This is a genomic window from Elizabethkingia argenteiflava (assembly GCF_009904105.1).
GTDB lineage: Bacteria > Bacteroidota > Bacteroidia > Flavobacteriales > Weeksellaceae > Elizabethkingia > Elizabethkingia argenteiflava.
The window spans coordinates 1-22,802 of sequence record NZ_JAAABJ010000491.1; the positions used below are offsets into that span (position 1 = coordinate 1).

The window sequence follows — 22,802 nt, forward strand, 5'->3', positions numbered from 1 at the left end:
AAAACGTTCACAAATGCCATTGGTCTGAGGACTTTTAGCCTTGGTCTTTGTGTGATCAATATCTTCAATGGCTAAATAAAGCTGGTATTCATGCTGTTCTCTTATTCCACAGTATTCCGTTCCTCTGTCTGTTAAAATTCTGAGTAAACGAAGTTCCTGCTGCTCAAAGAAAGGGACTACCTGATCATTAAGCATATCAGCAGCAATAAGAGCTTTTTTACGGTCATATAGTTTTGCTAATACTACTTTGGAATACGTGTCAGATAAATATGGCCAACTCCTTTGATATGGCCTACGTAATAAGTGGCTTGAGATCCTAAATATCCAGGATGATGAGTTTCAATTTCTCCATGAGCTTTTTTCTCTTCCTTAGCCCTTTCTAGTGCTGAAAGTTGAGATTCTGTAAGAACGATACCGTCCTGAGCAGATTTGGATTCTAGGGCTTTTAATCTTAGTTTAAACGTATGTAGATCGTGGCTTAACCAAATACTTCTGAACCTTCAAATCCCCATCTTTTTACTCCTCTATTTTCAATATGAACCCATTTTTTAGGCTTAAATATCGCTCTTATTACGACTCTATACTCAGCTAAAACAAAATCTGAATTTTCTGCTCTGTTTTTGTCTAATACCCACCAACCTCTATTTGCTTCATAAATATTTGGTCTGCCATAAATTGGGTTCTCACTTTTCTTTTTTCGTTTATTATCGTATGTTTTATTTATATTGATTACTAAAATGTTATGTTTAATATCTTCATTTTTTAATACTTCACAATTGTAAAGTATTTCACACTCATTAACAGTTTTAATTCCTTGATTAAATGAATAATGTCCTGCAACAATATTTCAAATTTTCGCAACCTCCGCAAAATTCTTAAAAGTTAAAAAATTAATTAAAACAGATTCAACTATTAGTGCTTCATTTTCTTCTATTCCGTGCCGAACTATAAAGTGTTTTACTTTTAGATTTTCTAATTTTATCGCTCTTATAATCTCTAATTTTCCAGTCCCGATTGGGTTAAATATCGCTTCATTAATATGAAAAAAAACACGATTACCATAAACTTTGCCAACATAGAATATTTTATTATCTCTTGGGTTTATTAGAATATATACATAATATTTTAATTCTTCTTGTGTCTTTTGCGAAAATTGTTCAATCATAACTTGTTGTTCTATTGACTGTAAAAATACAAAAAGCCTCCGCAAAACTGCATTGGCTTTATTTAATCGTATTATTGGTTTTCAAAGTTCAGCAACAAAAGACTGCTCCATTCCCTTAAACCTATGTGATACCTTTTGCATATCCTTACCAACTTTCTCGTTGAGTATCTTGGCGTAAATCTGTGTCGTGGCAATATTCTTATGTTCCAACATTTTGCTTAAACTTTCCAAGGAAACTCCCTCGCTCAAAAACAGCGTGGCAAACGTATGGGGAGCTAAATGAAAGGTTACTTTCTTTTCTTTAAGGCAATCAATCAATTGAGATATTCTTTTTAAGCTGTCGTTACACACCGTATTTGATAGTACAGGAAATACCTTTCCGTCCTTTGAAAATCTTGCCTATTTTTTGATAATCATTTTCGGAATATCCAACAGCATAACATGTGATGATGTAGCAGTTTTCTTTCTGCGTACAATAATCCACTGGTTTCCGTCAAAGAAATATTGGATATTACTGTTTCTAAGCTCTTTCATATCGGAATAGGACAGCCCTGTGAAGCAACTGAAAACAAACAAATCTTTAACCAATCCGCCTTTCTTTTTTTCGCAGTTGAATGTTAGAAGCTGTTCCAACTCGCTTCGTAACAGATAACCTATGTCTTTGTCCTTTTTTGTATTCTTATACTCGCTGAACGGATTGAAAGCAAGATGCTTTCTGCTCATTGCCAAACGGCAAAGCGTGGTAAATCCAATCATATACAACCAAATGGTATTGTGTGTCAAGCCTTGGTCGTCACGCAGGTAGTAATCAAAATCCTGCACAAAATCAGCTGTAAGGTCGTTGAATGATAAGTCAGAATAACCGTATTTTGTCAGTGCAAAATTTCGTAGATGCTTTAAAAGTGTTTTGTATTTATTGAGTGTACCATTTACCCGAAGTCCGTTATTGACCTTTTTCTCATAATCAGAAAGGAACTGCTGATAGAACTTGAAAAAGGTCAGCTCTCCGCTTTCCATCCCAAGAACAGCATTTTTAAGTTTTGCACTGTTTACAGCCCCCTCGTTCTTCAGGATTTTGGAGTAGCATTCCTCAATACCCGAACGAATTTTGTCAAGTTTGCTATTCATGGATTGGGCTTCTCGGCTTTTACCTAAAACCCTGCCGTACTTCAAATCCCAATTTGTTGCGGAAATATCCAGCTTTGTACTGAATGCAGACTGTTTTCCGTTTACTGTAATCCTACACATAACCGTAACTTTTCCGTTTTTCTTCGGGGCATTCTTTTTAAGGTAAAACAATACCTTAAACGTTGATTTTTTTGTCGTTTCCATACCACAATTCTTAATGATAAAATAAACCTCTATGAGATACGGAACAATATGAAAAAACTATTCAGAAAGCTGAAATACAGTATTTTAAGAATAGTCTTTTTGTTTTCAAAAGTAACGTTTTAGTAACCTTACTTTTGCCAAACCTCGCTTTTTACTGCTTTTTACCTCATTACCAAAAAATCATAAAACGGCTGTAAAGTCTTTATTTACAACCGTTTTACCTGTTTCTAATCTTTGATGTATTTTTACTGAAAATTTATTTTATAAATCCCAGAGCACTTTTGGAAGCTGTTTCTTTTGTTTTTCACTGCGAACTTCTTTGTTTGATGCTTTATTATTCCATCCACCACCTGGAACAATCACCATATCGGGTATTGTTGCATCCGTAATTTTTGTTGGGGGAAATAATGTTACCATATGCAGAGGTTACTGCATGCGTGGCTAAGGCCGCTAGCTACATTAAATGAGGCTTCCCTTTTTAAAACTTCATAAGGTGCAATAACATCAAGATCATCAAATCCATCAAACAAAATAATGTATATGTTCATATTTTTAGTATTAAGTCGAATGAACTTGCCATAAAAAAGAAAGGCCGTCTGGCCTTTCTTCATCATTTGCTGGGTATGTTTGTACTACTAAAGTTACTTAAATTTACGCTTGGGGTGATTCTTGTAATCGGAGCGGGAAGTTCTTACGAGATGATTGATTTATGGGATAAGCGCATGTCTGCTCTTATCATGGGTATAACTACTCAACTTGAAATAACAAAATTATCCCAAAATGTAAGGCGTTATAAATCTCTCGAACCTGCAAGAGACAAGCAGCCTGAAATTATTTCAGATATTTGAGGATAGCCTCATCTGTAGGTTTTACTTTACTGGGAAAACTCGCTATTAATTCCCCTTTCTCGTTTAATAAAAACTTGGTAAAGTTCCATTCTATTCGGGTATCCTTAACTCCGTTGTGTTTTTTCTGGGTCAGAAATTTAAAAATAGGCGCCATCGCCTCTCCCTTTACCGACACTTTAGCTGCCATGGGAAAAGAGACTCCATAATTGAGTTGGCAAAAAGTATGGATATCTTCATTGGTTCCGGGTTCCTGTTGCCCAAAATCATTAGCTGGAAATCCCACAACAACCAATGTGTTTTTATACTGCTTATAAATTTTCTCTAAATCCGCATATTGAGGTGTGAAACCACATTTAGAAGCCGTATTAACAATCAAGATCTTTTTCCCTTTAAATTTAGAAAAATCAATCTCTCCGCCGTTAAGTCCCTGTACTTTATAAGTGTAAATATTTTGCCCTGGGATTAATATGATACCTATTATAGATAGGGCTAATAATAAGAATTTTTTCATAATATTTTGATATTGCTAGAATTTAAAAGCGTTCGGTGGAAACACTTTGTTGATTTCTATTTTATTAAATAAAAGTACATAATCTCCTTCTTTTTTCTGAGAAGAAGATTCAATTTTAAAAGGCATGAATAGATTTCCAACCTTTCGATAGTCATAATAGGTAAGAATATCGTTTTTGTTAATTTCCCGAACCAACATATAAGTTTTGGCATCAAAATAATAAAGGGTCTTGTTTACATTTTTTACCAGTTCTATTTTATAGCAATCAACATTTCCTATTTTTTCCCTTCCCAAATAATGCACCGTAAAACCTTTTGAATCGTAATCTATAAAATCTGTATCAAAACTCTCACTCACATAGTCTTTAACCTCTGTAAGCTTATTGGTTGCAAAATTCATAGAATAACCTTTCTCTCCATCATAACCTTCAATAGCATACTCCTTACCTTTAATGGTAAAAGTTGTTTTTTTTAAGTTGGGTCTCTGCTGGTATATTTTTACCGGATATTCTTCATTCACCCCCAATACTACTTTTCCTTGTAAAACAATAGAGTTAAGCAGTTTCCACTGGATTAGTCCTCCTGTATTTTGTATGTTCTTTTCAATAATCTGCTCCGCTGTCTGCGACCACAACCCCTGGAAAACCCCTATTAGTAAAACTAAAATAAATTTCTTCATAAATACTTTAAAATTTAATATTTTTTACAGGCTTATTGTGGACTAAACATAATCTTTCTAGCCTTCTCTAAATCTTCTGGGGTATCAATACCTACACCTATAAAATCAGTTTCAAGAAGCTTAATTCTCATTCCATATTCTAGGTATCTTATACATTCTATTTTCTCTGCTTTCTCTAAATCTTTTTGAGCCAAACCTGCAAATTTGATGAGTGTTTGCTTTCTAAAAGCATAAACGCCAATATGCTTATAATATTTTATTTCAGTCTTTTCTTCTCTGGGATAAGGAATCACAGACCGACTAAAATAAAGAGCAAAGTCTTGATGATCGGTAATCACTTTAACATTATTAGGATTTTCTACCTCTTTAAAATCACGCATTCTCACCTTAAGCGAGGCTAAGGATACCTCTTGATGAACATCTTCCTCAAACACCTGGATAAGTTGGCTCAATGGCTTTTTTTTAAGAAAAGGTTCATCCCCCTGAACATTGATAACGATGTCACAGTCTATCGACTGCACGGCCTCTGCAATTCTGTCGCTACCCGTCTCATGCATACCTGTCAGAACAGCTTTCCCCCCATTTTGAGCCACTTCATTAAAGATTAACTGCGAATCCGTAGCAACAAAAACATCGTCAAACAACCCCGTTTCTTGAACATTCCTATAAGTAGTTGTAATGACAGTTTTGTCCCCCAACATTTCCATTAATTTTCCTGGAAATCGAGTTGCATCATAACGCGCAGGAATAACGGCTATTACTTTCATTTTTATACCAATTTATTAAGCGCCTGTTCCAACCTAGGCAACATCATCCTGATTTCCTCTAACGATAAACCTCCTACAGACGCCCTAAACCATGGTTCTGAGGCTTCACATCCAAAAGCTGAAAAGGCAACCAATGCGACACCTCCTTCCTGAATCAGGTAAAACACCAGGTCTAAAGAGCTTTCAATTTTAGTACCATCAGGCTTTATCTTTCCAATAAAATCCAATTTAATGGTAAGGTATAAAGCTCCCATAGGCTGAATGCTTTCCAATGGCAATCCTTTATGTTTTAGCTCTTGTATTCCTTGGTGTAAAACTTTTAAACTATCTTGTAATTTCCCTTTAAAATCTGTCACAAAATCATCTACATTTGCGGGATTTGCATAAAACCTGGCCGTAGCTTCCTGCTCTGGCTTAGGAGACCATGCTCCCACATGGGTCAGGAGGGCTGCCATTTTATTGATAATATGATTGGGTCCAAAACCCCATCCTACGCGTACGCCAGTGGCCGCTAAACATTTGGAAATGCCATCGATATAGATGGTATATTGCTTCATTTCGGGAAATAAGGACACGGGATTAAAATGCTCAGATTCAAAGGTAAGGTTGGAATAAATCTGATCGTACATTAAATACAACGGCTTCTCATCTGCGCCCCGTTTTTTATTTTCTTCCAAAATCAGCTCACAGATCTCCGAAAGTTGCTCTTTGGTGAACATGGTTCCTGTAGGGTTTAGAGGCGAACATAAAGCCACCAATACCGCACCCGCAACATGGGGTCTTAAATCAGCCGCTGTGGGAAGGAAATTATTTTCAGGTGTAGCTTCTACTTCAACCGCCTGAGCTGAAGTAAGGTAAGCATAGTGGTTATTATTCCAGGAGGGAATAGGATAGATCACTTTATCTCCCTTATCTACGATTGTTTTAAAAACAGCATAAATCAATGGACGAGATCCGGCAGTTACTAAAATATCCTCAGGATTATAATCTAAACCCCACCGGTTTTTTAAATCCTTGGAAACAACTGTTCTCAGACCTAACAATCCATTCGCAGGCGGATAATTGGTCATGTTATTGTGGTAGGCTTGTTGGATTTCCTCCTTTAGCCCCATAGGTATAGGATAGATATTGGAATTTAGATCACCAATGGTTAAATTTGCTATTTCGGCCCCCTTTGCCTTCATATCATTAACCTCATTTCCTATTTTTACAATTTCTGAACCTACAAGATTTTGCGCAAGATGGGATATTTTCATTTTATTATTTTAGAATTGCAATATATTAAAACAAGAGCTAAAAACTACCATTTTTCGAGCTCTTGCACTTTATTTTTATAAGAGTTTAAGATCCTTTTTTATCTCCTGAATTTTATTGTCTAAATCAGCGAGTTTATGTTTAAAATCCTGTTCGGAAGTGATAGACTGCTTTACTGAAAAATAAAATTTAATTTTTGGCTCTGTACCCGAAGGACGAATACAGACTTTGGTTCCATCTGCAGTATAATAAATGAGGACATTAGATTTTGGGATATCATTCATTTCCAGTACCTGATTTTCAGAAAGCATTCTACAGGTCTGGTTCTCAAAATCTTTTATCTTTTCTACGGGTGATCCCGCCAAAGTTTTAGGAGGAGATAACCGGAAATCCATCATCATCCGATGAATCTGGTCAGCACCATCTTTTCCTTTTTTAACGATATTGAGTAGACCTTCATTATAAAGCCCCAATTCTTTATAAATATCAATAAGGTATTGATACACGGTTCTAGCATTTGCCTTGCACCATGCTGCGACTTCACAAGCAAGAAGTATACTTCCACAGGAATCTTTATCCCTAACGAAATCACCGGTCATAAAACCAAAGCTCTCTTCGCCTCCGCATATAAATTTTTGAGTACCTTCGGCCTCACGAATCATTTTACCAATCCACTTAAATCCTGTTAACCCTACTTTACACTCTACTCCGAAACGTTTGGCAATTTCAAAAAAGATATCTGAAGTTACGATAGTAGAGCCTATAAATTCTTTTCCGGTCATCTTAGCCTGCTTATTCCACTGGTCCAAGATATAATAGGTGAGAATGGTATTGGTCTGGTTTCCGTTTAGCAGTTGCATATCCCCCTGCAAATTTCTTACTGCAATTCCCAATCTATCTCCATCGGGATCTGTACCGATTACAATATCGGCCTGTGTATATTTCGCTAAGTCTAGGGCCATGGAAAGCGCCGCAGGTTCTTCGGGATTCGGAGAATCTACGGTAGGAAAGTTTCCACTTGGAACCATTTGTTCACTCACAAAATCCACTTTCGTAAATCCAGCTTTTGCCAAAGCTTTCGGAACGGTGGTGTAAGTGGTTCCGTGTATAGATGTAAAAACAATATTCAAATCCTCTCGCCCTTCATTTTGGTAGAGTGAATTTTCAATACACGCATCGATATATACATCATCCTGTTCTGGACCTATCCACTCTATTAAATCATCGTTCCCATCAAATTTAATTTGATGAAACTGCACTTTTTCCACCTCTGCGATAATTCCATAATCCTGAGGTGCGACTATCTGCGCGCCATCATTCCAGTAGACTTTATAGCCATTATATTCGGGAGGGTTATGCGACGCCGTCAATACAATTCCAGCTTTACATTGCTTATTTCGTACTGTAAAAGAAAGTTCCGGTGTAGGCCTGTGTTCTTTAAATAACAAAACACTTATTCCGTTTGCCGTAAGTACATCGGCTACCAATTTTCCAAATTCTTTAGAATTATGGCGAACGTCATACGCTATCGCAACTTTAATTTGTTCATTAGAAAATTGCTGATGGAGGTAGTTTGCCAGCCCTTGCGTAGCCTGACCTAAGGTATACTTATTCAAACGGTTGGTTCCCACCCCCATAATTCCGCGCATACCCCCGGTACCAAACTCCAGATTTTTATAAAAAGCATCATCCAATTCTGAAGGATTATCATCCATTAAGCGCTGAACTTCTTTTCTGGTCTCAGCATCGAAACTCTCTTCTAACCATAATTTTGCTTTATCTAATGATGTCATATTTAAGGTTGTTGTTTTTGTTCTAATTTTGCTTTATCGCTAACTTTTATTTTCTTCTTGGGATTGCCATAATATAATAATGATGCCGTATTTCGGATATTACCATTCAGCTCCTCTTCAACCGAAAACTCAGCATAATTAGCATTTTTAGAATTGATATTCAGTTTATTAACATACCAATAAGGAGAGATAACACTGGCGGTATCGCTAATGGCTACCACAGCATCCAGTGTTCTACCAGATATATTGGCCCTGGCTTTATCGGTCATGCTAATCTCTGCTTTATTGGTGAGAACCGATCCGATAAATTTAGCCTGATCTTGAATTTTTAAACGGAATATCGGCACTGACAATTGACTGGATAAATTTAAATCCGTGGAATCTGCTATGCCAATATTTTGGAGATTATGAGGGCCATATAATGTTATATTATAAAAATCTACCCCTTGTGTTTTTTTCTTTTCCGAAACATAAAGGGTCTGATTTTTCACTTCCACTTTAAGGTTATCAAAAATATTCGGATAGGTTTCTACTGACAACATATGCTTAGAATCCTGTATATAGAAAACTTTAAATTTCCCCTTCAATTCTAATTTATTAAAAATCTGTACGTTTATATCTTGAGTAACGATTTCTCCCTTGGGTTTTATTTTACTACATGAAAGAATACAAAATAGTAACACCGGTAAAATACCCCCAACAAGTTTATAAGATAAATTCATGAATTATTTTTTTAATAGAACAACTTACACCATTCTATGCAAATATAATTAAAGATACTTGAATAGAAACCTCTCCTCCCTATAGATTTTTCTAGTATGCCTTCTCTAAATTTCAGATCCATAAAAATATACATAAGACTTACATGATTAAGATGAAGCACAATTATTTTTAATTGAGAACCAACAAGAGTTGAAAATGGCTATTAGTCACTCTTTTAAGGGGGTGTTTTAGTTCGGACTCTTTCAGTAGAATCGAAAATTAACAACCGGATTAAAGGGTTTCTTCAATGTGATAATTCTTACGCTCCCGATTGGTTCTGATTAACATTTCTCCAAGGAAACCGGCAATAAAAAGCTGGGTCCCTAAAAGCATCATCGTCAAGGCTATATAAAACCAAGGATTATCCGCAATTAAATGCCCATACACTCCTCTTGAGACTTCTATTAATTTGGATGCTCCCAACCATATAGAGGATAGAAAACCTAACATAAACATCAATGTTCCCGCAGCTCCAAAAAAATGCATAGGACGTCCCCCAAAACGGCTCACAAACCATAGGGTAATTAAATCTAAGAAGCCTCTTATAAAACGGTTGGCTCCAAACTTGGAGGTTCCATAAGGACGTGCCTGATGTTGCACCTCTTTTTCTGTAATATTCTTAAACCCTCCATGAGCTGCTAGTACAGGAATATACCGATGCATATCACCATATACGTCCACCGCTTTTACCACTTTCTTTTTGTAGGCCTTAAGCCCACAATTAAAGTCGTGTAGAAAAATGCCGGATACTTTTCTAGCTGCGGCATTAAAGAGTTTAGATGGTAAATTTTTAGTCATCAAATTATCGTAGCGCTTTCTCTTCCAACCGCTTACGATATCATAATTACCTTCTATGAGCTTATTGACCAATCCTGGGATTTCCTCAGGAAAATCCTGCAAATCAGCATCCATAGTGATCACAACCTCCCCCTTAGCCTTCTCAAAGGCGGCATGCAAGGCCTGTGATTTACCATAATTACGACTAAATTTTATAGCGTGAACTTCTGGATAGGAAGCGGCTAAAAACTGTATCACACCCCATGAATTGTCTGTGGAACCATCATCTACAAACCAAACTTCATAAGAAAAATTATTTTCACGACACACTTTATCTATCCGAGACAAAAGCTCTTCTAAAGATTGCTCTTCATTGAGTAACGGAATAATAATAGAAAGATCCATTCAGTATTTTTTTATTCATAGCGTTTTTTATTCTTTAGAAACGCTGCTATTACAATCGACAAAAGTAGATAAAACAATACAAAACCTCCAAAGATAGCAGAGATAAAACTAAATGAAAAATAGTTTCTATTTTCCTTCAGTGCCTCAAGCCGCGCCTCTTTCATCTTTTTATAATTTTCATCCAACGCTATAACTTTCTGAGGATCTTTTAGGTGAAGAGCTTCTTTACGTTGTTGGGCATAGCTCTGGTCTAATTTATAAAGTTCAAGTTGAATATACTGTTTGTTCAACATATCTCGGGCATCGGTGTCTACATAATTAAGAAAAGCGAAAATAGACAATAGAGAGAGCGATCCCCCTACAAATAAATTAGTAAAAGACTGTTTAAAAGCTTGAGGATAGGTAATCTTACCCTTACCCCTATACCAATATACCGATAGGAAAGCGCCTATACTATACAAAAAAGGCATGATAAAGGCATTGATCACACTAGAGGTGTGGTAATAATTAATATTTGCAAAGAAATAATACACTACAAAAAAGGCCAACATGGTAATACCATACAACATTAAGCCTACTACTAAAGGGGTTTTCGTCATATTTTTATATTCAACAGCTATTTTAAGTACTCTATTGAGAGAATGCATTAAAATTATTAATTTAAAAATCAATATCTTAAGCTATTCAAAGGCTTTAAACCTCAATTTATCTCTCAATTTATCTTTTTATTTTATAAATAATTTATATATTTGCAACGGCAAGTCCTACACAACCAGCTCCTGAGAATCCTCCAGGGCGGGAACGCAGCAAAGGTAATTGGTCGTAGCGGTGTGATGTAGATCGCTTGCCATTTTTTATTTCTTAAAATTTAAATTCCTCTCCTAGTTTCGGTAACACTAAGTTCACGTTTTTTTCTTCAAAATGGCGCATGGCACTTGGGTGATCAATTTTAATGGGCGGAAAAGTATCAAAATGACAGCCTATTACTTTGGAGGTTTTCAATAACTCAGAAGCAGCAAAGGCCCCCTGCATCGGACACATCGTATAATGCCCTCCTATGGGCAGAATGGCAAGAGCGATCTTTCCGAAAAGCCTAGGAAATAATTCCATATCTGCCATTACTCCGGTATCGCCTGCTAAGTAGATGTTTCTCTCATCAGGAAATTTAAATATATACCCCACAGGAACGCCTCCATACTTACCATCAGGAAACGAACTGGTATGATAAGCAGCGACCATCGATATTTTGAGATCGTCAATTTTAGTTGATCCCCCTAAATTCAGATCACAGGTATGCTGTGCTTTTTCAAAATAACCACATACTTCGGGCACTCCGATAATACACGCCTCCGGATAATACTTCAAAACCTCATCCACATCTGCAATATGATCTCCATGTGCATGGGTCAGTAGGATATAGTCTATTTTGTGAGATTTAATATCAAATCCTGACTGCTCTTTCTGATAGTTATAGAAAGGGTCAGAAAGTATACTTTTTCCTTTATAATGGAACAAAAAACAGTTTTGTCCTAAAAAAGTAAATTTCATATTCTTCAATTTTTATTTTTATCGCTTTATAACTCCATATTGGAAGATTCCTCATCCTCTGAATTATATTTTCTGCGGCTCGCTTTAATGAATCAAATTTAAACCAATACCCACCAATAAACTCATCACAAAACACATAATAGCTACCTGCTTCAGGTACGGATCTAACTCTTTGGGTTGTTTTACTGCTATAATCCTTCTTCGTAAAGCCATCATCGGAAAAAAAAGAATGACAAAAATATAAGCATAATAGCTTCTAATTTCATTGATCATCATATAGACCAATATCAGAATTAAGGGCAATTGGAGAAGAATAATTTCATAAACCATCGCCTTTTTAAAGCCCATTTTCAGGGCTAATGTATGTTTACCACTCTGCTGATCAGTATGCATATCTCGCATATTGTTAAGATTGAGAACGGCTACACTGAATAAGCCTATGGCTGTCGCGGGCAACAACATCAGTGCATCAAAATTTTTTGTAAACAGATAGTAAGTCCCCATTACCGACAGCCATCCAAAAAAGATAAAAACAAAAATATCTCCAAATCCCATATAACCATACGGTCTTTTGCCTACCGTATAGCCTATAGCGGCCAATATCGCTAATATCCCCAAAACTACAAAAACACCCAATGCCTGCATATAGCCGGGGAAAAAAGCTTTATATAATAAAATCAAAGTAAAAACAAGGGCCAATATAGAAACTAAAATTACAGCATTCCGCATCTGATTGGCCGATATTTTTCCTGAAGCGACGGCACGCCCCTCAGCTTCACTGATTCTTTTTTTATCCGTTCCTTTGACTCCATCTCCATAGTCATTCGCATAGTTGGACAAAACCTGGTACAAAAGCGTCACCACTAAGGCCCATACGAATACCGAAATATCCCACGGCTCTGCAATAGAATTGAGTTTCCATTTTGCCATTAACCCCCCAAGAATAACTCCGCTAAGGGAAAGAGGTAAAGTTCTAAGACGCGCTGCTTTAATCCACTCTTTTATGCTTGAAGACGGAGGTGTTTTAGACATTATTGTCGATTTAGTAATATTGTTCTTCATTTATTTTAATAAGAGAAATCTCTAGTATTATTGTTATTTCGTCCAGGTGATCCCTGGAGGATGGTGTATGGTTTTATATTATGCAAAAAAGTACTCCTTTATTTTTTACTAAATCTGCACAATTCATAAAAATTAATCACCAAATATTATATAAAAAAAACAGGAATCCAGATACTTTTTTTTTAAGAAATCCACTGATCCTTACCAAAGTTAGGTTTTCTTTTTTCTAGAAAAGCATCCCTTCCTTCTTTAGCCTCATCAGTCATATAGGCCAGACGTGTAGCTTCTCCGGCAAAAACCTGCTGCCCTACCATACCATCATCGGTAAGGTTCATCGCAAATTTAAGCATTCGAATAGAGGTGGGCGATTTTTGCAGAATCTCCTGCGCCCATTCATAAGCCGTATCTTCTAATTGAGCATGAGGGATCACTTTATTAACCATTCCCATTTCAAAAGCCTCCTGTGCAGAATAATTTCTTCCTAAAAAGAAAATTTCGCGCGCTTTTTTCTGCCCCACCATTTTAGCTAGGTAAGCCGAACCATAGCCCCCATCGAAACTGGTAACATCAGCATCTGTTTGTTTGAAAATAGCATGTTCCTTACTGGCTAAGGTTAAATCACAGACCACATGTAACGAATGCCCTCCTCCTACAGCCCAACCGGGAACTACAGCTATAACCACCTTCGCCATAAATCGGATCAGACGCTGCACTTCCAAAATATTGAGTCTATGTCTTCCATCTTCTCCTACATAGCCTTGGTAACCGCGAGCCTTTTGATCACCCCCACTGCAGAAAGCCCATCTGCCGTCTTTAGAGCTCGGTCCTTCTCCTGACAATAATACCACTCCAATAGAGGCATCTTCAGAAGCGTCGTATAAAGCATCATAAAGCTCGGATGTTGTTTTCGGCCGAAATGCATTCCTCACTTCTGGTCTATTAAAAGCAATTCTTGCTACACCATTGCATTTTTTATAAGTAATATCTTCGTATTCTTTTACTATTTTCCATTCTATCATGATCGGATTTTTGCCTCAAAGATAAGGTTAAATTGGCAATTTTTAGAATAGGTAAGTTGCATTTATTGTCGATTTCATCTCCAGCAGCTCTCTATATCTGAGCTTTTGGGATCCCCTACTATCAAAGTTTATTAATCAAATACACTCCTTATCAGACAGCTTTATCTACTCAATAAAAAAACCCGCCGAAGCGGGTTCTTGTTAATTAGTCTTCCAGATATTTTTCTGGATTATTGAGCTTACTATTTCTCATTCCATAAATTATATATACAATGACCCCTAAGAAAAGCCACCCCATAGAAAGCATAAGAGCCATTTTACTCAGCTTTACTATTAAATACAAATTAATACTTACTCCACAAAGCACTACAAAGTTAACCGCAGGAACTCTAAAAGGTCTTTTTAGATGGGGTTCTCTTTTACGCATAATCCATACGGCAACACATACCATAGCAAAGGCAAACAAAGTACCGAAGCTCGTCATATCGGCCAAGGTAGATATAGGTGTAAAAGCGGCTACGGAAGCTACCACCACTCCTAATAAAATAATACCTTTATAAGGGGTCTTGGTTTTGGGGTGTATTTCCCCGAAGAACTTAGGAATAAGACCATCTTTGGACATGCCCAAAAAAATACGGGATTGTCCCATCATCATGACCATGGCTACTGAGATCAACCCTATTGTCGCCGCCACAGTAACCAAATTGCTCGCCCAGTGTTTTCCTGCAATTTCAAAAGCGTAAGCTACTGGAGCTTTAATGGCATTAGGATACTTTCCTTGCGGATCGAAATCGGTATAATGCATCATACCTGTTAATACCAAAGATACTGATATATATAAAGCCGTACATATCAGTAAGGAAGCTATAATCGCAAAAGGAACGTCTTTTTTAGGATTAATGGCTTCTCCAGCCTGTGTAGAAACAGCATCAAAGCCTATATAAGCAAAAAATATTGCTGCCGCACCCGATATAACCCCTTGTAAACCATAACTTTTTTCCATATGCCCATCAGGGTGTAGAATAAGTTTTTGCTCCGGGATAAAAGGCATCCAATTTTCGGGGATTACATAAAACGCACCTGCAATGACTACAAATAGTACCGCCGAAGTTTTCAATATAACGATTAAATTATTGGTTTTAGCGGCTTCCTTAGTTCCTTTTACCAATAATGCTGTTATAAGCAATACGAGAATAAAGGCCGGTAAATTCATAGAAAAACCTCCTCCGGTATAAGTTACCGGATCGGATGTCAGGTAGGCCGGCAGATGAATATTGAAAATCTCTAAAAATTTAGTAAAATATCCCGACCAACTCACCGTTACAGCCATACTCGCCATAGCATATTCTAAAATAAGGCACCAACCCAATCCCCATGCAAAGATTTCTCCTACAGTACCATATGCATATGCATATGCAGAACCTTCCACTGGAATAATGGAAGCAAATTCAGCATAACACAAGGCGGCAAAAACACAGGCTATTCCTGCAATAATAAAAGAAATCGCTAAGGCTGGTCCTGCGTGATAGAAAGCGCCGGTCCCTGTAAGAACAAAAATTCCGCCACCGATAATCGCTCCGACTCCTATAGCTGTTAAACTCCATTTTCCCAGAACTCTGTTAAGTCCGCTTTTCTTCATATCAGCTTCATAAGCACTGATAGGTTTCTTTGTCCAAATACTCGCCATTTATTAATTGTTTTTTCATTACAGTTTACGAAAGTAATCTTTTTTTCTGATACATTAACGTTTTTTCCGCAATAAAAAGCATTTTTCATTATATTTAAATTTACAGTATTTTCAAAAAAATATCGATTTATATTTATAATCGTGTATAAATCGATAACTTTGACGATTATGGATCTTATAAAACACCTTATAGCGCCTTATCTCAACTATTCATGGCAACAAATATCCTTAGAATCAACCGCTGCATTATTCGGATTGTTAAGTGTATTTTTTTCAGCTAAAAAAAACATATGGGTTTATCCCACTGGAATTATCAGTACCTGTATATATGTATATATCCTTTATCATTTTGGCTTATGGGGGGACATGTTGATTAATATTTATTACACGAGTATCAGTATTTACGGTTGGGTAAAATGGGCCAAAAGCACTGAAGATCGTATCCATGTTAAAGTTTCGCGGGCCACCAGAAAAGATTGGCTCGTATGCTCTATTCTTTTTACTTTCAGCATATTACTTGTAAGCCTTATCTATTACTATAAACCTTATATTAATAACAATTTTTCTATGATTGGCATAGTTTTGGATTTAAGCCACTTGGACAAAGCGAATTATATGGATATTTTCACCACCTCTCTATTTTTAATAGCCATGTGGTTAATGGCTGAAAAAAAAATCGAAAACTGGTGGTTCTGGATTATTGCAGATGTTATCAGCATTCCTATGATGGTCTATAAAGACCTCAACATAACAGCTATACAATATCTGATTTTTACAATTATTTGTATAATAGGATATATCAATTGGAAAAAAAGTATACAAAATACAATTAAATAAAGCCTTTTATAAATTTTATAACCTTATTATGAAAATTTTATCTAAAATAACATGTATCCTGGTAATCTTCAGCAGCCTTGTTGCCTGTGGAGTATATACGGACGGATATGGGTACAACGACCAGTACAATGCCCCTCAGCCTTACTATGATGGAGGGTATTACGTTAACAACACCTATTATAGTGGCCCTAATTATAATTATTATGCCCCTGGAGGTTATTGGGGTGATGATGGCTACTACTACCGAAGAGGCGTGGTATATTACTATGATAACAACAGACCTTATTTTTACAACTATAACAGAAATAGAGTATATGTTGAAAAAAGGATAACATCCGGTAGAAATATGAACAACGGTTTCCGAAACAGTAACCACTCTGAATCTTGGAGCCAGCGGGAAAATCGCTCATGGAATAACCAACAAAATACGCGTTGGACAGAACAAAACAGAGCCTCCTCCACACAAAATAATAACAGCTTTAGCCGTCCTTATCCAGGTAACAACTCTACACAACAGATCACTACACCAAAATCAGACACAGGCAATGGCTTTAGAAGCGGAGGCAGAAGATAATTAATTCTAAATTTTAAAAAAAATACAGCTACCTATGGTAGCTGTATTTTTTTTAAAATTATTCACTAATTTAGCACGTTCATCATATCATATTATTGCTAATTTTATTATCATATTTATGGAGTTTTACAAATATCAGGGAACAGGGAACGATTTTGTGATGATTGACAATCGCGATTTTCGCTTTCCCAAGCGCACTGCACTAATCAAACATCTTTGTGACAGAAGATTCGGCATTGGTGCTGATGGCCTTATTTTATTAGAAAATGATGACGCCTATGATTTCAGAATGGTTTATTACAATGCCGATGGTAAAGAGAGTAGCATGTGTGGCAATGGTGGCCGGTGTATCGTGGCTTTTGCTCACTTTCTAGGCATCTTCACCGAGCAAACCCGTTTTATAGCTATTGATGGTCCCCATGAAGCCCAGATCAGCAGAGAACTCGTTAAACTCAAAATGATGGACGTAAACCTCCTCCATAATTTCCAGAAATATACCGTTGTAAACACAGGCTCTCCCCATTATGTTGAATTTGTAGATAACGTTCAAGATATGGATGTCTATACAGAAGGAAAAAGCATACGCTATAATGAAATATTTCAGCAAGAAGGTATCAACGTAAATTTTGCCACCCCCCTCTCTGATGATATGCTATTTGTAAGAACTTATGAACGCGGTGTAGAGGATGAAACCTACAGTTGTGGTACAGGCGCTACAGCTTGTGCTTTAGCTTTTATGCAAAATCATCATCAAACCTCAATAAATATAAAAGTTTTAGGAGGTGCTTTAAAAGTCTATACCGTAAAAACGGGAAAAGGTTTTCATAACGTCTGGCTGGAAGGTCCAGCCCAGCAGGTTTTTAAAGGCCATATAGCGATAACAGAATAAAAATGAGAAATTTTTTTTTAATTACACTCTTTGCCTTAATAGCCATAGGTGGATTTTTTGGATGGAACTATTATCAGAAAAATTATCAAAGTAATGTTAAAAAACCAGGGTTTCTCCTTGTCCCTCATGAAGCCTCTTTTAAACAGGTGATAGACTCCCTCTCTCCTTACCTTAGGGATATTGAAACATTCAAGCAAATTGCGGACACTAAAAACCTGCCTCTAAATATAAAAGCGGGACGCTACGAAATAAAGGAAGGTATGGATAATACCAATTTGGTTAACATGATAAAAATGGGTCTACAAACGGAAGAAAGTTTCAGAATAAAAGACTTTAATGATGTATACCAGATGATTGGTCGGGTCGCTAGAAAAACTGAAGCCGATTCGCTCTCTTTTGTAAAAGCCTTTAATGTTATTGCCCGCCAAAAGGGATTAAACAATGCTGAGGATCTTAAACCCTATTTTTTTTCAGACACCTATAATTTCTACTGGACTGTAACGCCTGAAGAATTTTTTAAAAGATTCGAAAATATTTACAGTGATTTTTGGACTCCAGAGAACATAACCAAAGAAAGAAAACTCGGCTTGAGTAGAGTTCAGGTCTACACTTTAGCTTCTATTGTGCAAAAAGAGTCGGGAGGAAAGCCTGAGGAACAAAAAAGAATTGCCGGCTTGTATCTTAATCGTTACCGCAAAGGTATGAAATTACAAAGCGATCCTACCATTATTTATGCAATTACTAAAGAGTCAAATTTCACTAAACTAATCAAAAGGGTTTATTATAAAGATCTAATGGTAGATTCTCCCTACAATACCTACCTAAATATCGGTCTTCCTCCTGGTCCTATTTGTGTGGTGAATAAGACTTCTATAGAAAATGTTCTGGATGCTGAAGACAATGACTATATCTTTATGGTTGCCGATCCCTCAAGACTGGGATATCATAAATTCACTCACAGTGCCGAAGAACATATTCAAAATGCCAAAATCTATCAGGATTGGCTCAATAGCAAAGAAATTAAATAAGAATGAAAACAGAAATTAAGCAACGTATTATCCCCCACATGTTAGGCCTAAGCCTCACGTTTAGTGCTGCAGTATCCGCCTTTGCCCAACAGCAAAAGTTGGGCATATCGGGGAAAATTACCACCCTCGGAGGGAATGCCGTACCCTATGCTTCGATTAGCTTTACCCATAAAAATCAGCCCGTTTTGTCCGATGGAAGTATAGCAGATCATGATGGAAATTATGTGCTTCATCTCTCGCCAGGTACTTACTCTTTACAAGTAGAGGCTCCTGGGTTCAAGACCCTTCATATTGAAAAAACAATTCATACCGCGGGCGCTCTAGATGATATACAAATCCAATCTTTAACCCAAGAAGGCGAGAATAAAAAAATTCAACATATTGAAGGCGTTACCATCACCGCTACCAGCACAAGTCCTTATAAAGTAGCTCTTGATAAAAAAACCTACGATCCTTCGGCTGATCTAATCAGTGCAGGCGGAACTTTACAAGATATCCTTGGCAATGTACCTTCTGTTTCTGTAGATACTGACGGCAGTATTTCTATGCGGGGAAATAGCAATATTAAATTTTTAATCAATGGAAAACCCTCCTCTTTATTAGGAGGTGATGACAATGAAAGCGCTCTGCAAAGCATCCCTGCTGATCAAATAGAAAAAATAGAGGTTATTACCAACCCTTCCTCTAAATTTGAGGCTTCTGGAACTTCTGGAATATTAAATATTATTCTTAAAAAGAATAAAAAATCTGGTTTTAGCGGTAATGTTACCGGCAGCCTTGGCTATAGGCCAAAGACTGCCCTGAGCACCAATCTAAGCTGGAAGAAAGACAACTGGACATGGTTTCTCAATGGTGGTGGAGGCTATACTGAACATAAAGGTCAAAATAATTCAGAAATCACTTACAAAAATAAACCAGCTCCTCTTACTTCATCGGAAACTGATGTTCTGATACACCAAAAACAAACTGGTGAAAATATTATCTACAAAGACAAATATAATCTATCAACTGGCTTTACATATGATATTTCCTCCAATACCTCATTCAATATCTCTGGAATGCTAAGGAGTTTTGAAGGAGATAAGAAACAAAGCTTCAATACCTACAACGACTTTAGCAGCTTCACAGGATATAAGCATACGCTTAACCACAGGTGGTCTGAGGGAAAAAGCAATAATCTAGCCCTCCAAGGAGATTTAGGCTTAGAGCATAGATTCAACAATAAGGGTCACTCCCTAAGCCTAAGCCTAAGCCTACAGCAGTACAGAAACGACGAGTCTGCAACTATTGAAGAAATAACGGAATTAAGGTCATTGGAAAAGGAAAACACGGACAGAAAATCTGTAGAAAAATCCTTTATCGCTAAAGCGGATTATGAACTACCTATAGGAGAACAATCTAAATTAGAAGCAGGCTATAGACTAGATAGCAACCACAGTGAAAATAACAGCAAAGTTATTGCCAGCATCCCAAACCCTCTTATCCTCAATTACAATAATACGGCTGATTACCAAGAAGTTTTTAATGCATTTTATATTCAGTTTAAAAGTACATTAGGAGCTCTCAATTATCAATTAGGTTTGCGGGATGAAGTTTCCAACATCACCATAAATTACAGTAACCTAGCAGCTCAAACTATTGATAAAACCAAAAATTACAATAATCTTTTTCCCAGTATATTTTTGAGTTATAACTTTTCCAAAGCCCATCAGCTATTAATCAATTATTCCAGAAGAATAGACAGACCTATATCCTTCTTCCTGCTGCCCTTTCCTAATTATAGCAATAATCAAAATATATTTGAAGGAAATATAGATATTAATCCTTCCTATGCCGATTTTTACGAATTAGGTTATAATCTACAAAGAAAAAAAATCAACATTAATCCTACGCTCTATTATCGACACGGGACTGACGATACCAAAATATTAGTCTATAGACCCGATGAACGAGAAAGCGTCTTCTATACTAAACCTATTAATCTGGGCACCAGCGATCGATACGGTTTAGATATTAATTTTACATATGATCCCTTCCCGTGGCTAAAGCTAATGGGAAGCCTAGACCTATTCGGCTACATCACTACAGGGAGGGCTGATTATAAGACTCTGGATAAGGAAGGTCAGCCTAAAATGGAAAGTATGAATTTTAAGGGCAATGGATTTTCCAGCAGCACAAGGCTTAATACAACCTTTAAAATAGATAAGAGTTTTAGCCTGCAATTGCAAGGACATTATAAAGGATCACAACATACGGCCAACCAAAAAAAAGCGGATATGTATACCCTCAATATAGGTATCTCTAAGTCCCTTTGGAAAGGAGACGGCACGCTTTCTTTCAATATACGGGATGTCTTTAACACCAGACGAATGGAAACCTTCAATTTTAATGATGATTATATTCAGCACAATTCTATGCAATGGCAGCCTAGGCAATTTTTAATCTCTTTGTCTTATCAATTTAAACAAGGTGAAAAAATTGAAAACTCTCAACGAAAAAAGGATAATAATAACCCGGATAACAAAAGTGAAGATTCCTATGAAATTAGCTAAAAAACATCTGAATTTAGCTCCCATTCTGGTTATTATAAGCTTATTGAGCTGTACTACTAGAAGCCTAAAAGAACATCGACCGGAACAGTGGGCTCAAAAAATCACCGAAAGGCCTTTTCACAATCTTTACAAAGTCAACGACAGCATTTACAGAAGCGACCGACCTCTAGATTTGGGATTTAACTTTTTGCAGGAAAATAAAATTGCTTCGGTCTTAGATCTGCGCCGAAAGCACAAAGACCTTATTACGGTAAAGCACAGCCACTACAAAGGAAACTTATATGCAGTATCCATGAAGGCCACAAAAGTTACAGATAAGGAGATCATTCAAGTTTTACGCATTTTAAAAACTGCACCTAAACCTATACTGGTACACTGTACATATGGTAGTGATAGAACAGGAGTGGTAATGGCTATGTATCGCATTGTTTTTGAAGACTGGAGTAAAGATCAAGCTATTGAGGAGATGAAACGAGGAAACTATGATTATCACTGGCTTTTCCATAATTTAATCCGATACATCCATCAGTCGGATATTTCCTATATTAAAGAACAGGTTTTACAATAATATCTTTAATAACCTGTTGTAGATTTAGAACAGATTCACTTTTAACCTATTTAAACTTCTATTAAAGACAAAAAAATTGAGGTATTGAATCCTAGTAAAAGCAGTTATTTTTCAAGTTATTCTGGTGGCTAAACCCTGAAATGTTTTTGCAAAATGGATATGAATGGAAAACAGTCCACAGAGTTGTGAAATATTGGTTTCAATTCGTTTTCTAATCTTTGATTTTGTGGTGGAAAACTGGGCAAAATGCTGTTGGTTTTTGCCCCAGGCACTGAGATACTGATGTTGGAATGATGGAATAAATCAACCTGAAGAGTTTTGCTTATATAAGCCCTGTCTCCTATTCAAAGGCTGTTTTGAAAAGTTTCCTTTATATCGTACAGGTCATTTATATCATGAACATTTGCTGGTGAAAAATCAAACGAATGCAAGATCGCAAACTGCATGAAGTTTAAAGCTAAAGTAACCTATTTTCTATGCCGTAGCATATCCAAATTCGGGCTTTATTGGCTCGATGGAACAAATTAATGAAGGTTTTTCACGACTGATTTTACAACTTGAAACAGGGATGGAATCCACTACAAAAACAGCTGTGAAAACTGAAAATTTACAACTTAGAGTCTCTCTTATTTTCTCTATGTAGCAGAAAAGTTTTCTTTTTCTTCTATTGTATACACTTCTTTCTATTTTATCTTCCAAATCTGTTCCCGAAATACATATAAATAGTTGTAATTCAAAGCTAATAA

24 protein-coding genes, 1 other RNA gene and 2 pseudogenes are annotated in these 22,802 nt (G+C 36.6%); 8 read left to right on the forward strand and 19 right to left on the reverse strand.

The genetic code is table 11. From position 1 onward, the window contains the following. The 6 genes and pseudogenes from GNY06_RS06215 to GNY06_RS06235 form a co-directional block, all read right to left on the reverse strand. Window positions 1–494, reverse strand: a pseudogene (locus tag GNY06_RS06215) (IS481 family transposase); the annotation flags it as partial. 353 nt (window positions 495–847) lie between these two features. Beyond that, the gene (locus tag GNY06_RS14215; RefSeq protein WP_244614373.1) at window positions 848–1,165 is read right to left on the reverse strand and encodes a GIY-YIG nuclease family protein; all 318 of its coding nucleotides are present in this window, start codon (window positions 1,163–1,165) and stop codon (window positions 848–850) included. A gap of 81 nt (window positions 1,166–1,246) precedes the next feature. Continuing rightward, window positions 1,247–1,516, reverse strand: a complete 270-nt coding sequence (locus tag GNY06_RS15625; RefSeq protein WP_449390394.1) for a tyrosine-type recombinase/integrase — start codon at window positions 1,514–1,516, stop codon at window positions 1,247–1,249. A 48-nt stretch (window positions 1,517–1,564) separates the two neighbouring features. Continuing rightward, complete coding sequence (locus tag GNY06_RS06225) at window positions 1,565–2,497, reverse strand: phage integrase SAM-like domain-containing protein (protein ID WP_449390395.1); 933 nt, start codon at window positions 2,495–2,497, stop codon at window positions 1,565–1,567. A 261-nt stretch (window positions 2,498–2,758) separates the two neighbouring features. Next, window positions 2,759–2,914, reverse strand: a complete 156-nt coding sequence (locus GNY06_RS06230; RefSeq protein ID WP_166519263.1) for a hypothetical protein — start codon at window positions 2,912–2,914, stop codon at window positions 2,759–2,761. Continuing rightward, entirely contained in the window at window positions 2,908–3,045 is a 138-nt protein-coding gene (locus GNY06_RS06235) for a hypothetical protein (protein ID WP_166519264.1), read from the reverse strand. Before GNY06_RS06235 ends, GNY06_RS06230 begins: the two co-directional genes overlap by 7 nt. A 75-nt stretch (window positions 3,046–3,120) precedes the next feature. Here GNY06_RS06235 and GNY06_RS06240 point away from each other — a divergent pair, with 75 nt between their 5' ends. Continuing rightward, window positions 3,121–3,345: a hypothetical protein gene (locus GNY06_RS06240; protein WP_166519265.1), complete on the forward strand. Its 225-nt coding sequence runs from the start codon at window positions 3,121–3,123 to the stop codon at window positions 3,343–3,345. Here the strand turns inward: GNY06_RS06240 and GNY06_RS06245 are convergent. The 8 genes from GNY06_RS06245 to GNY06_RS06280 form a co-directional block, all read right to left on the reverse strand. Further along, window positions 3,329–3,856, reverse strand: coding sequence for a glutathione peroxidase (locus tag GNY06_RS06245; RefSeq protein ID WP_166519266.1), 528 nt, complete (start codon window positions 3,854–3,856; stop codon window positions 3,329–3,331). The two genes, GNY06_RS06240 and GNY06_RS06245, sit on opposite strands and share 17 nt — an antisense overlap. Before the next feature lie 15 nt (window positions 3,857–3,871). Beyond that, a complete protein-coding gene (locus GNY06_RS06250) occupies window positions 3,872–4,534 on the reverse strand; it encodes an outer membrane lipoprotein-sorting protein (RefSeq protein WP_166519267.1) in 663 nt (220 codons plus the stop codon). A 32-nt stretch (window positions 4,535–4,566) separates the two neighbouring features. After that, window positions 4,567–5,301 (reverse strand): 3-deoxy-manno-octulosonate cytidylyltransferase, encoded by a 735-nt coding sequence (gene kdsB, locus GNY06_RS06255; RefSeq protein ID WP_166519268.1) that lies wholly within the window; start codon window positions 5,299–5,301, stop codon window positions 4,567–4,569. A gap of 2 nt (window positions 5,302–5,303) precedes the next feature. Then, complete coding sequence (locus GNY06_RS06260) at window positions 5,304–6,557, reverse strand: pyridoxal phosphate-dependent aminotransferase (protein ID WP_166519269.1); 1,254 nt, start codon at window positions 6,555–6,557, stop codon at window positions 5,304–5,306. 75 nt (window positions 6,558–6,632) lie between these two features. Then, entirely contained in the window at window positions 6,633–8,348 is a 1,716-nt protein-coding gene (locus GNY06_RS06265) for a phospho-sugar mutase (protein WP_166519270.1), read from the reverse strand. 2 nt (window positions 8,349–8,350) lie between these two features. Further along, window positions 8,351–9,070: a GIN domain-containing protein gene (locus GNY06_RS06270; RefSeq protein WP_166519271.1), complete on the reverse strand. Its 720-nt coding sequence runs from the start codon at window positions 9,068–9,070 to the stop codon at window positions 8,351–8,353. Between the two features lie 271 nt (window positions 9,071–9,341). Then, complete coding sequence (locus GNY06_RS06275; protein WP_166519272.1) at window positions 9,342–10,292, reverse strand: glycosyltransferase family 2 protein; 951 nt, start codon at window positions 10,290–10,292, stop codon at window positions 9,342–9,344. 11 nt (window positions 10,293–10,303) lie between these two features. After that, window positions 10,304–10,891, reverse strand: coding sequence for a DUF4199 domain-containing protein (locus GNY06_RS06280; protein WP_166519273.1), 588 nt, complete (start codon window positions 10,889–10,891; stop codon window positions 10,304–10,306). Window positions 10,892–11,047: 156 nt separating this feature from the next. On the opposite strand from GNY06_RS06280, the gene ffs reads away from it, so the two are divergent. After that, window positions 11,048–11,145, forward strand: an RNA gene (gene ffs, locus GNY06_RS06285) — signal recognition particle sRNA small type. Between the two features lie 8 nt (window positions 11,146–11,153). Here the strand turns inward: ffs and GNY06_RS06290 are convergent. From GNY06_RS06290 to GNY06_RS06305, 4 genes are all read right to left on the reverse strand, one after another. Further along, the gene (locus GNY06_RS06290) at window positions 11,154–11,840 is read right to left on the reverse strand and encodes a metal-dependent hydrolase (RefSeq protein ID WP_166519274.1); all 687 of its coding nucleotides are present in this window, start codon (window positions 11,838–11,840) and stop codon (window positions 11,154–11,156) included. An 84-nt stretch (window positions 11,841–11,924) separates the two neighbouring features. After that, window positions 11,925–12,845, reverse strand: coding sequence for a 1,4-dihydroxy-2-naphthoate octaprenyltransferase (menA, locus tag GNY06_RS06295; protein WP_166519282.1), 921 nt, complete (start codon window positions 12,843–12,845; stop codon window positions 11,925–11,927). A 239-nt stretch (window positions 12,846–13,084) separates the two neighbouring features. Further along, window positions 13,085–13,921 (reverse strand): 1,4-dihydroxy-2-naphthoyl-CoA synthase, encoded by an 837-nt coding sequence (locus GNY06_RS06300; RefSeq protein ID WP_166519275.1) that lies wholly within the window; start codon window positions 13,919–13,921, stop codon window positions 13,085–13,087. 205 nt (window positions 13,922–14,126) lie between these two features. Then, window positions 14,127–15,608 (reverse strand): amino acid permease, encoded by a 1,482-nt coding sequence (locus GNY06_RS06305; protein WP_166519276.1) that lies wholly within the window; start codon window positions 15,606–15,608, stop codon window positions 14,127–14,129. Between the two features lie 168 nt (window positions 15,609–15,776). On the opposite strand from GNY06_RS06305, the gene pnuC reads away from it, so the two are divergent. From pnuC to GNY06_RS06335, 6 genes are all read left to right on the forward strand, one after another. Beyond that, complete coding sequence (gene pnuC, locus GNY06_RS06310) at window positions 15,777–16,445, forward strand: nicotinamide riboside transporter PnuC (RefSeq protein ID WP_166519277.1); 669 nt, start codon at window positions 15,777–15,779, stop codon at window positions 16,443–16,445. Window positions 16,446–16,473: 28 nt separating this feature from the next. Beyond that, window positions 16,474–17,019: a translation initiation factor IF-2 gene (locus tag GNY06_RS06315; RefSeq protein ID WP_244614375.1), complete on the forward strand. Its 546-nt coding sequence runs from the start codon at window positions 16,474–16,476 to the stop codon at window positions 17,017–17,019. 118 nt (window positions 17,020–17,137) lie between these two features. Then, entirely contained in the window at window positions 17,138–17,908 is a 771-nt protein-coding gene (gene dapF / locus GNY06_RS06320; protein WP_166519278.1) for a diaminopimelate epimerase, read from the forward strand. Between the two features lie 2 nt (window positions 17,909–17,910). Further along, window positions 17,911–18,936 (forward strand): endolytic transglycosylase MltG, encoded by a 1,026-nt coding sequence (gene mltG, locus GNY06_RS06325; RefSeq protein ID WP_166519279.1) that lies wholly within the window; start codon window positions 17,911–17,913, stop codon window positions 18,934–18,936. A 2-nt stretch (window positions 18,937–18,938) separates the two neighbouring features. Beyond that, window positions 18,939–21,488 carry a TonB-dependent receptor gene (locus GNY06_RS06330; RefSeq protein WP_166519280.1) on the forward strand — a complete coding sequence of 850 codons (2,550 nt, stop codon included), beginning with the start codon at window positions 18,939–18,941 and terminating at the stop codon, window positions 21,486–21,488. Continuing rightward, entirely contained in the window at window positions 21,475–22,056 is a 582-nt protein-coding gene (locus GNY06_RS06335; RefSeq protein WP_166519281.1) for a tyrosine-protein phosphatase, read from the forward strand. The genes GNY06_RS06330 and GNY06_RS06335 overlap by 14 nt, the downstream gene beginning before the upstream one ends. Window positions 22,057–22,080: 24 nt before the next feature. On the opposite strand, the pseudogene GNY06_RS15630 reads toward GNY06_RS06335, so the two are convergent. Next, window positions 22,081–22,802, reverse strand: a pseudogene (locus GNY06_RS15630) (IS982 family transposase); the annotation flags it as partial.

Bases quoted from the DNA above. Each gene is read 5' to 3' on its own strand.
- GNY06_RS06245 (WP_166519266.1), bottom strand. From the start codon at position 3,856: ATGAAAAAATTCTTATTATTAGCCCTATCTATAATAGGTATCATATTA.
- GNY06_RS06265 (WP_166519270.1), bottom strand. From the start codon at position 8,348: ATGACATCATTAGATAAAGCAAAATTATGGTTAGAAGAGAGTTTCGAT.
- GNY06_RS06280 (WP_166519273.1), bottom strand. From the start codon at position 10,891: ATGACGAAAACCCCTTTAGTAGTAGGCTTAATGTTGTATGGTATTACC.
- GNY06_RS06305 (WP_166519276.1), bottom strand. From the start codon at position 15,608: ATGGCGAGTATTTGGACAAAGAAACCTATCAGTGCTTATGAAGCTGAT.
- pnuC (WP_166519277.1), top strand. From the start codon at position 15,777: ATGGATCTTATAAAACACCTTATAGCGCCTTATCTCAACTATTCATGG.
- GNY06_RS06290 (WP_166519274.1), bottom strand. From the start codon at position 11,840: ATGAAATTTACTTTTTTAGGACAAAACTGTTTTTTGTTCCATTATAAA.
- GNY06_RS06230 (WP_166519263.1), bottom strand. From the start codon at position 2,914: ATGGTAACATTATTTCCCCCAACAAAAATTACGGATGCAACAATACCC.
- GNY06_RS06260 (WP_166519269.1), bottom strand. From the start codon at position 6,557: ATGAAAATATCCCATCTTGCGCAAAATCTTGTAGGTTCAGAAATTGTA.
- kdsB (WP_166519268.1), bottom strand. From the start codon at position 5,301: ATGAAAGTAATAGCCGTTATTCCTGCGCGTTATGATGCAACTCGATTT.
- dapF (WP_166519278.1), top strand. From the start codon at position 17,138: ATGGAGTTTTACAAATATCAGGGAACAGGGAACGATTTTGTGATGATT.
- mltG (WP_166519279.1), top strand. From the start codon at position 17,911: ATGAGAAATTTTTTTTTAATTACACTCTTTGCCTTAATAGCCATAGGT.
- GNY06_RS06330 (WP_166519280.1), top strand. From the start codon at position 18,939: ATGAAAACAGAAATTAAGCAACGTATTATCCCCCACATGTTAGGCCTA.
- GNY06_RS06315 (WP_244614375.1), top strand. From the start codon at position 16,474: ATGAAAATTTTATCTAAAATAACATGTATCCTGGTAATCTTCAGCAGC.
- GNY06_RS06300 (WP_166519275.1), bottom strand. From the start codon at position 13,921: ATGATAGAATGGAAAATAGTAAAAGAATACGAAGATATTACTTATAAA.
- GNY06_RS06235 (WP_166519264.1), bottom strand. From the start codon at position 3,045: ATGAACATATACATTATTTTGTTTGATGGATTTGATGATCTTGATGTT.
- GNY06_RS06275 (WP_166519272.1), bottom strand. From the start codon at position 10,292: ATGGATCTTTCTATTATTATTCCGTTACTCAATGAAGAGCAATCTTTA.
- GNY06_RS06250 (WP_166519267.1), bottom strand. From the start codon at position 4,534: ATGAAGAAATTTATTTTAGTTTTACTAATAGGGGTTTTCCAGGGGTTG.
- GNY06_RS06270 (WP_166519271.1), bottom strand. From the start codon at position 9,070: ATGAATTTATCTTATAAACTTGTTGGGGGTATTTTACCGGTGTTACTA.
- GNY06_RS14215 (WP_244614373.1), bottom strand. From the start codon at position 1,165: ATGATTGAACAATTTTCGCAAAAGACACAAGAAGAATTAAAATATTAT.
- GNY06_RS06225 (WP_449390395.1), bottom strand. From the start codon at position 2,497: ATGGAAACGACAAAAAAATCAACGTTTAAGGTATTGTTTTACCTTAAA.
- GNY06_RS06335 (WP_166519281.1), top strand. From the start codon at position 21,475: ATGAAATTAGCTAAAAAACATCTGAATTTAGCTCCCATTCTGGTTATT.
- GNY06_RS06240 (WP_166519265.1), top strand. From the start codon at position 3,121: ATGTTTGTACTACTAAAGTTACTTAAATTTACGCTTGGGGTGATTCTT.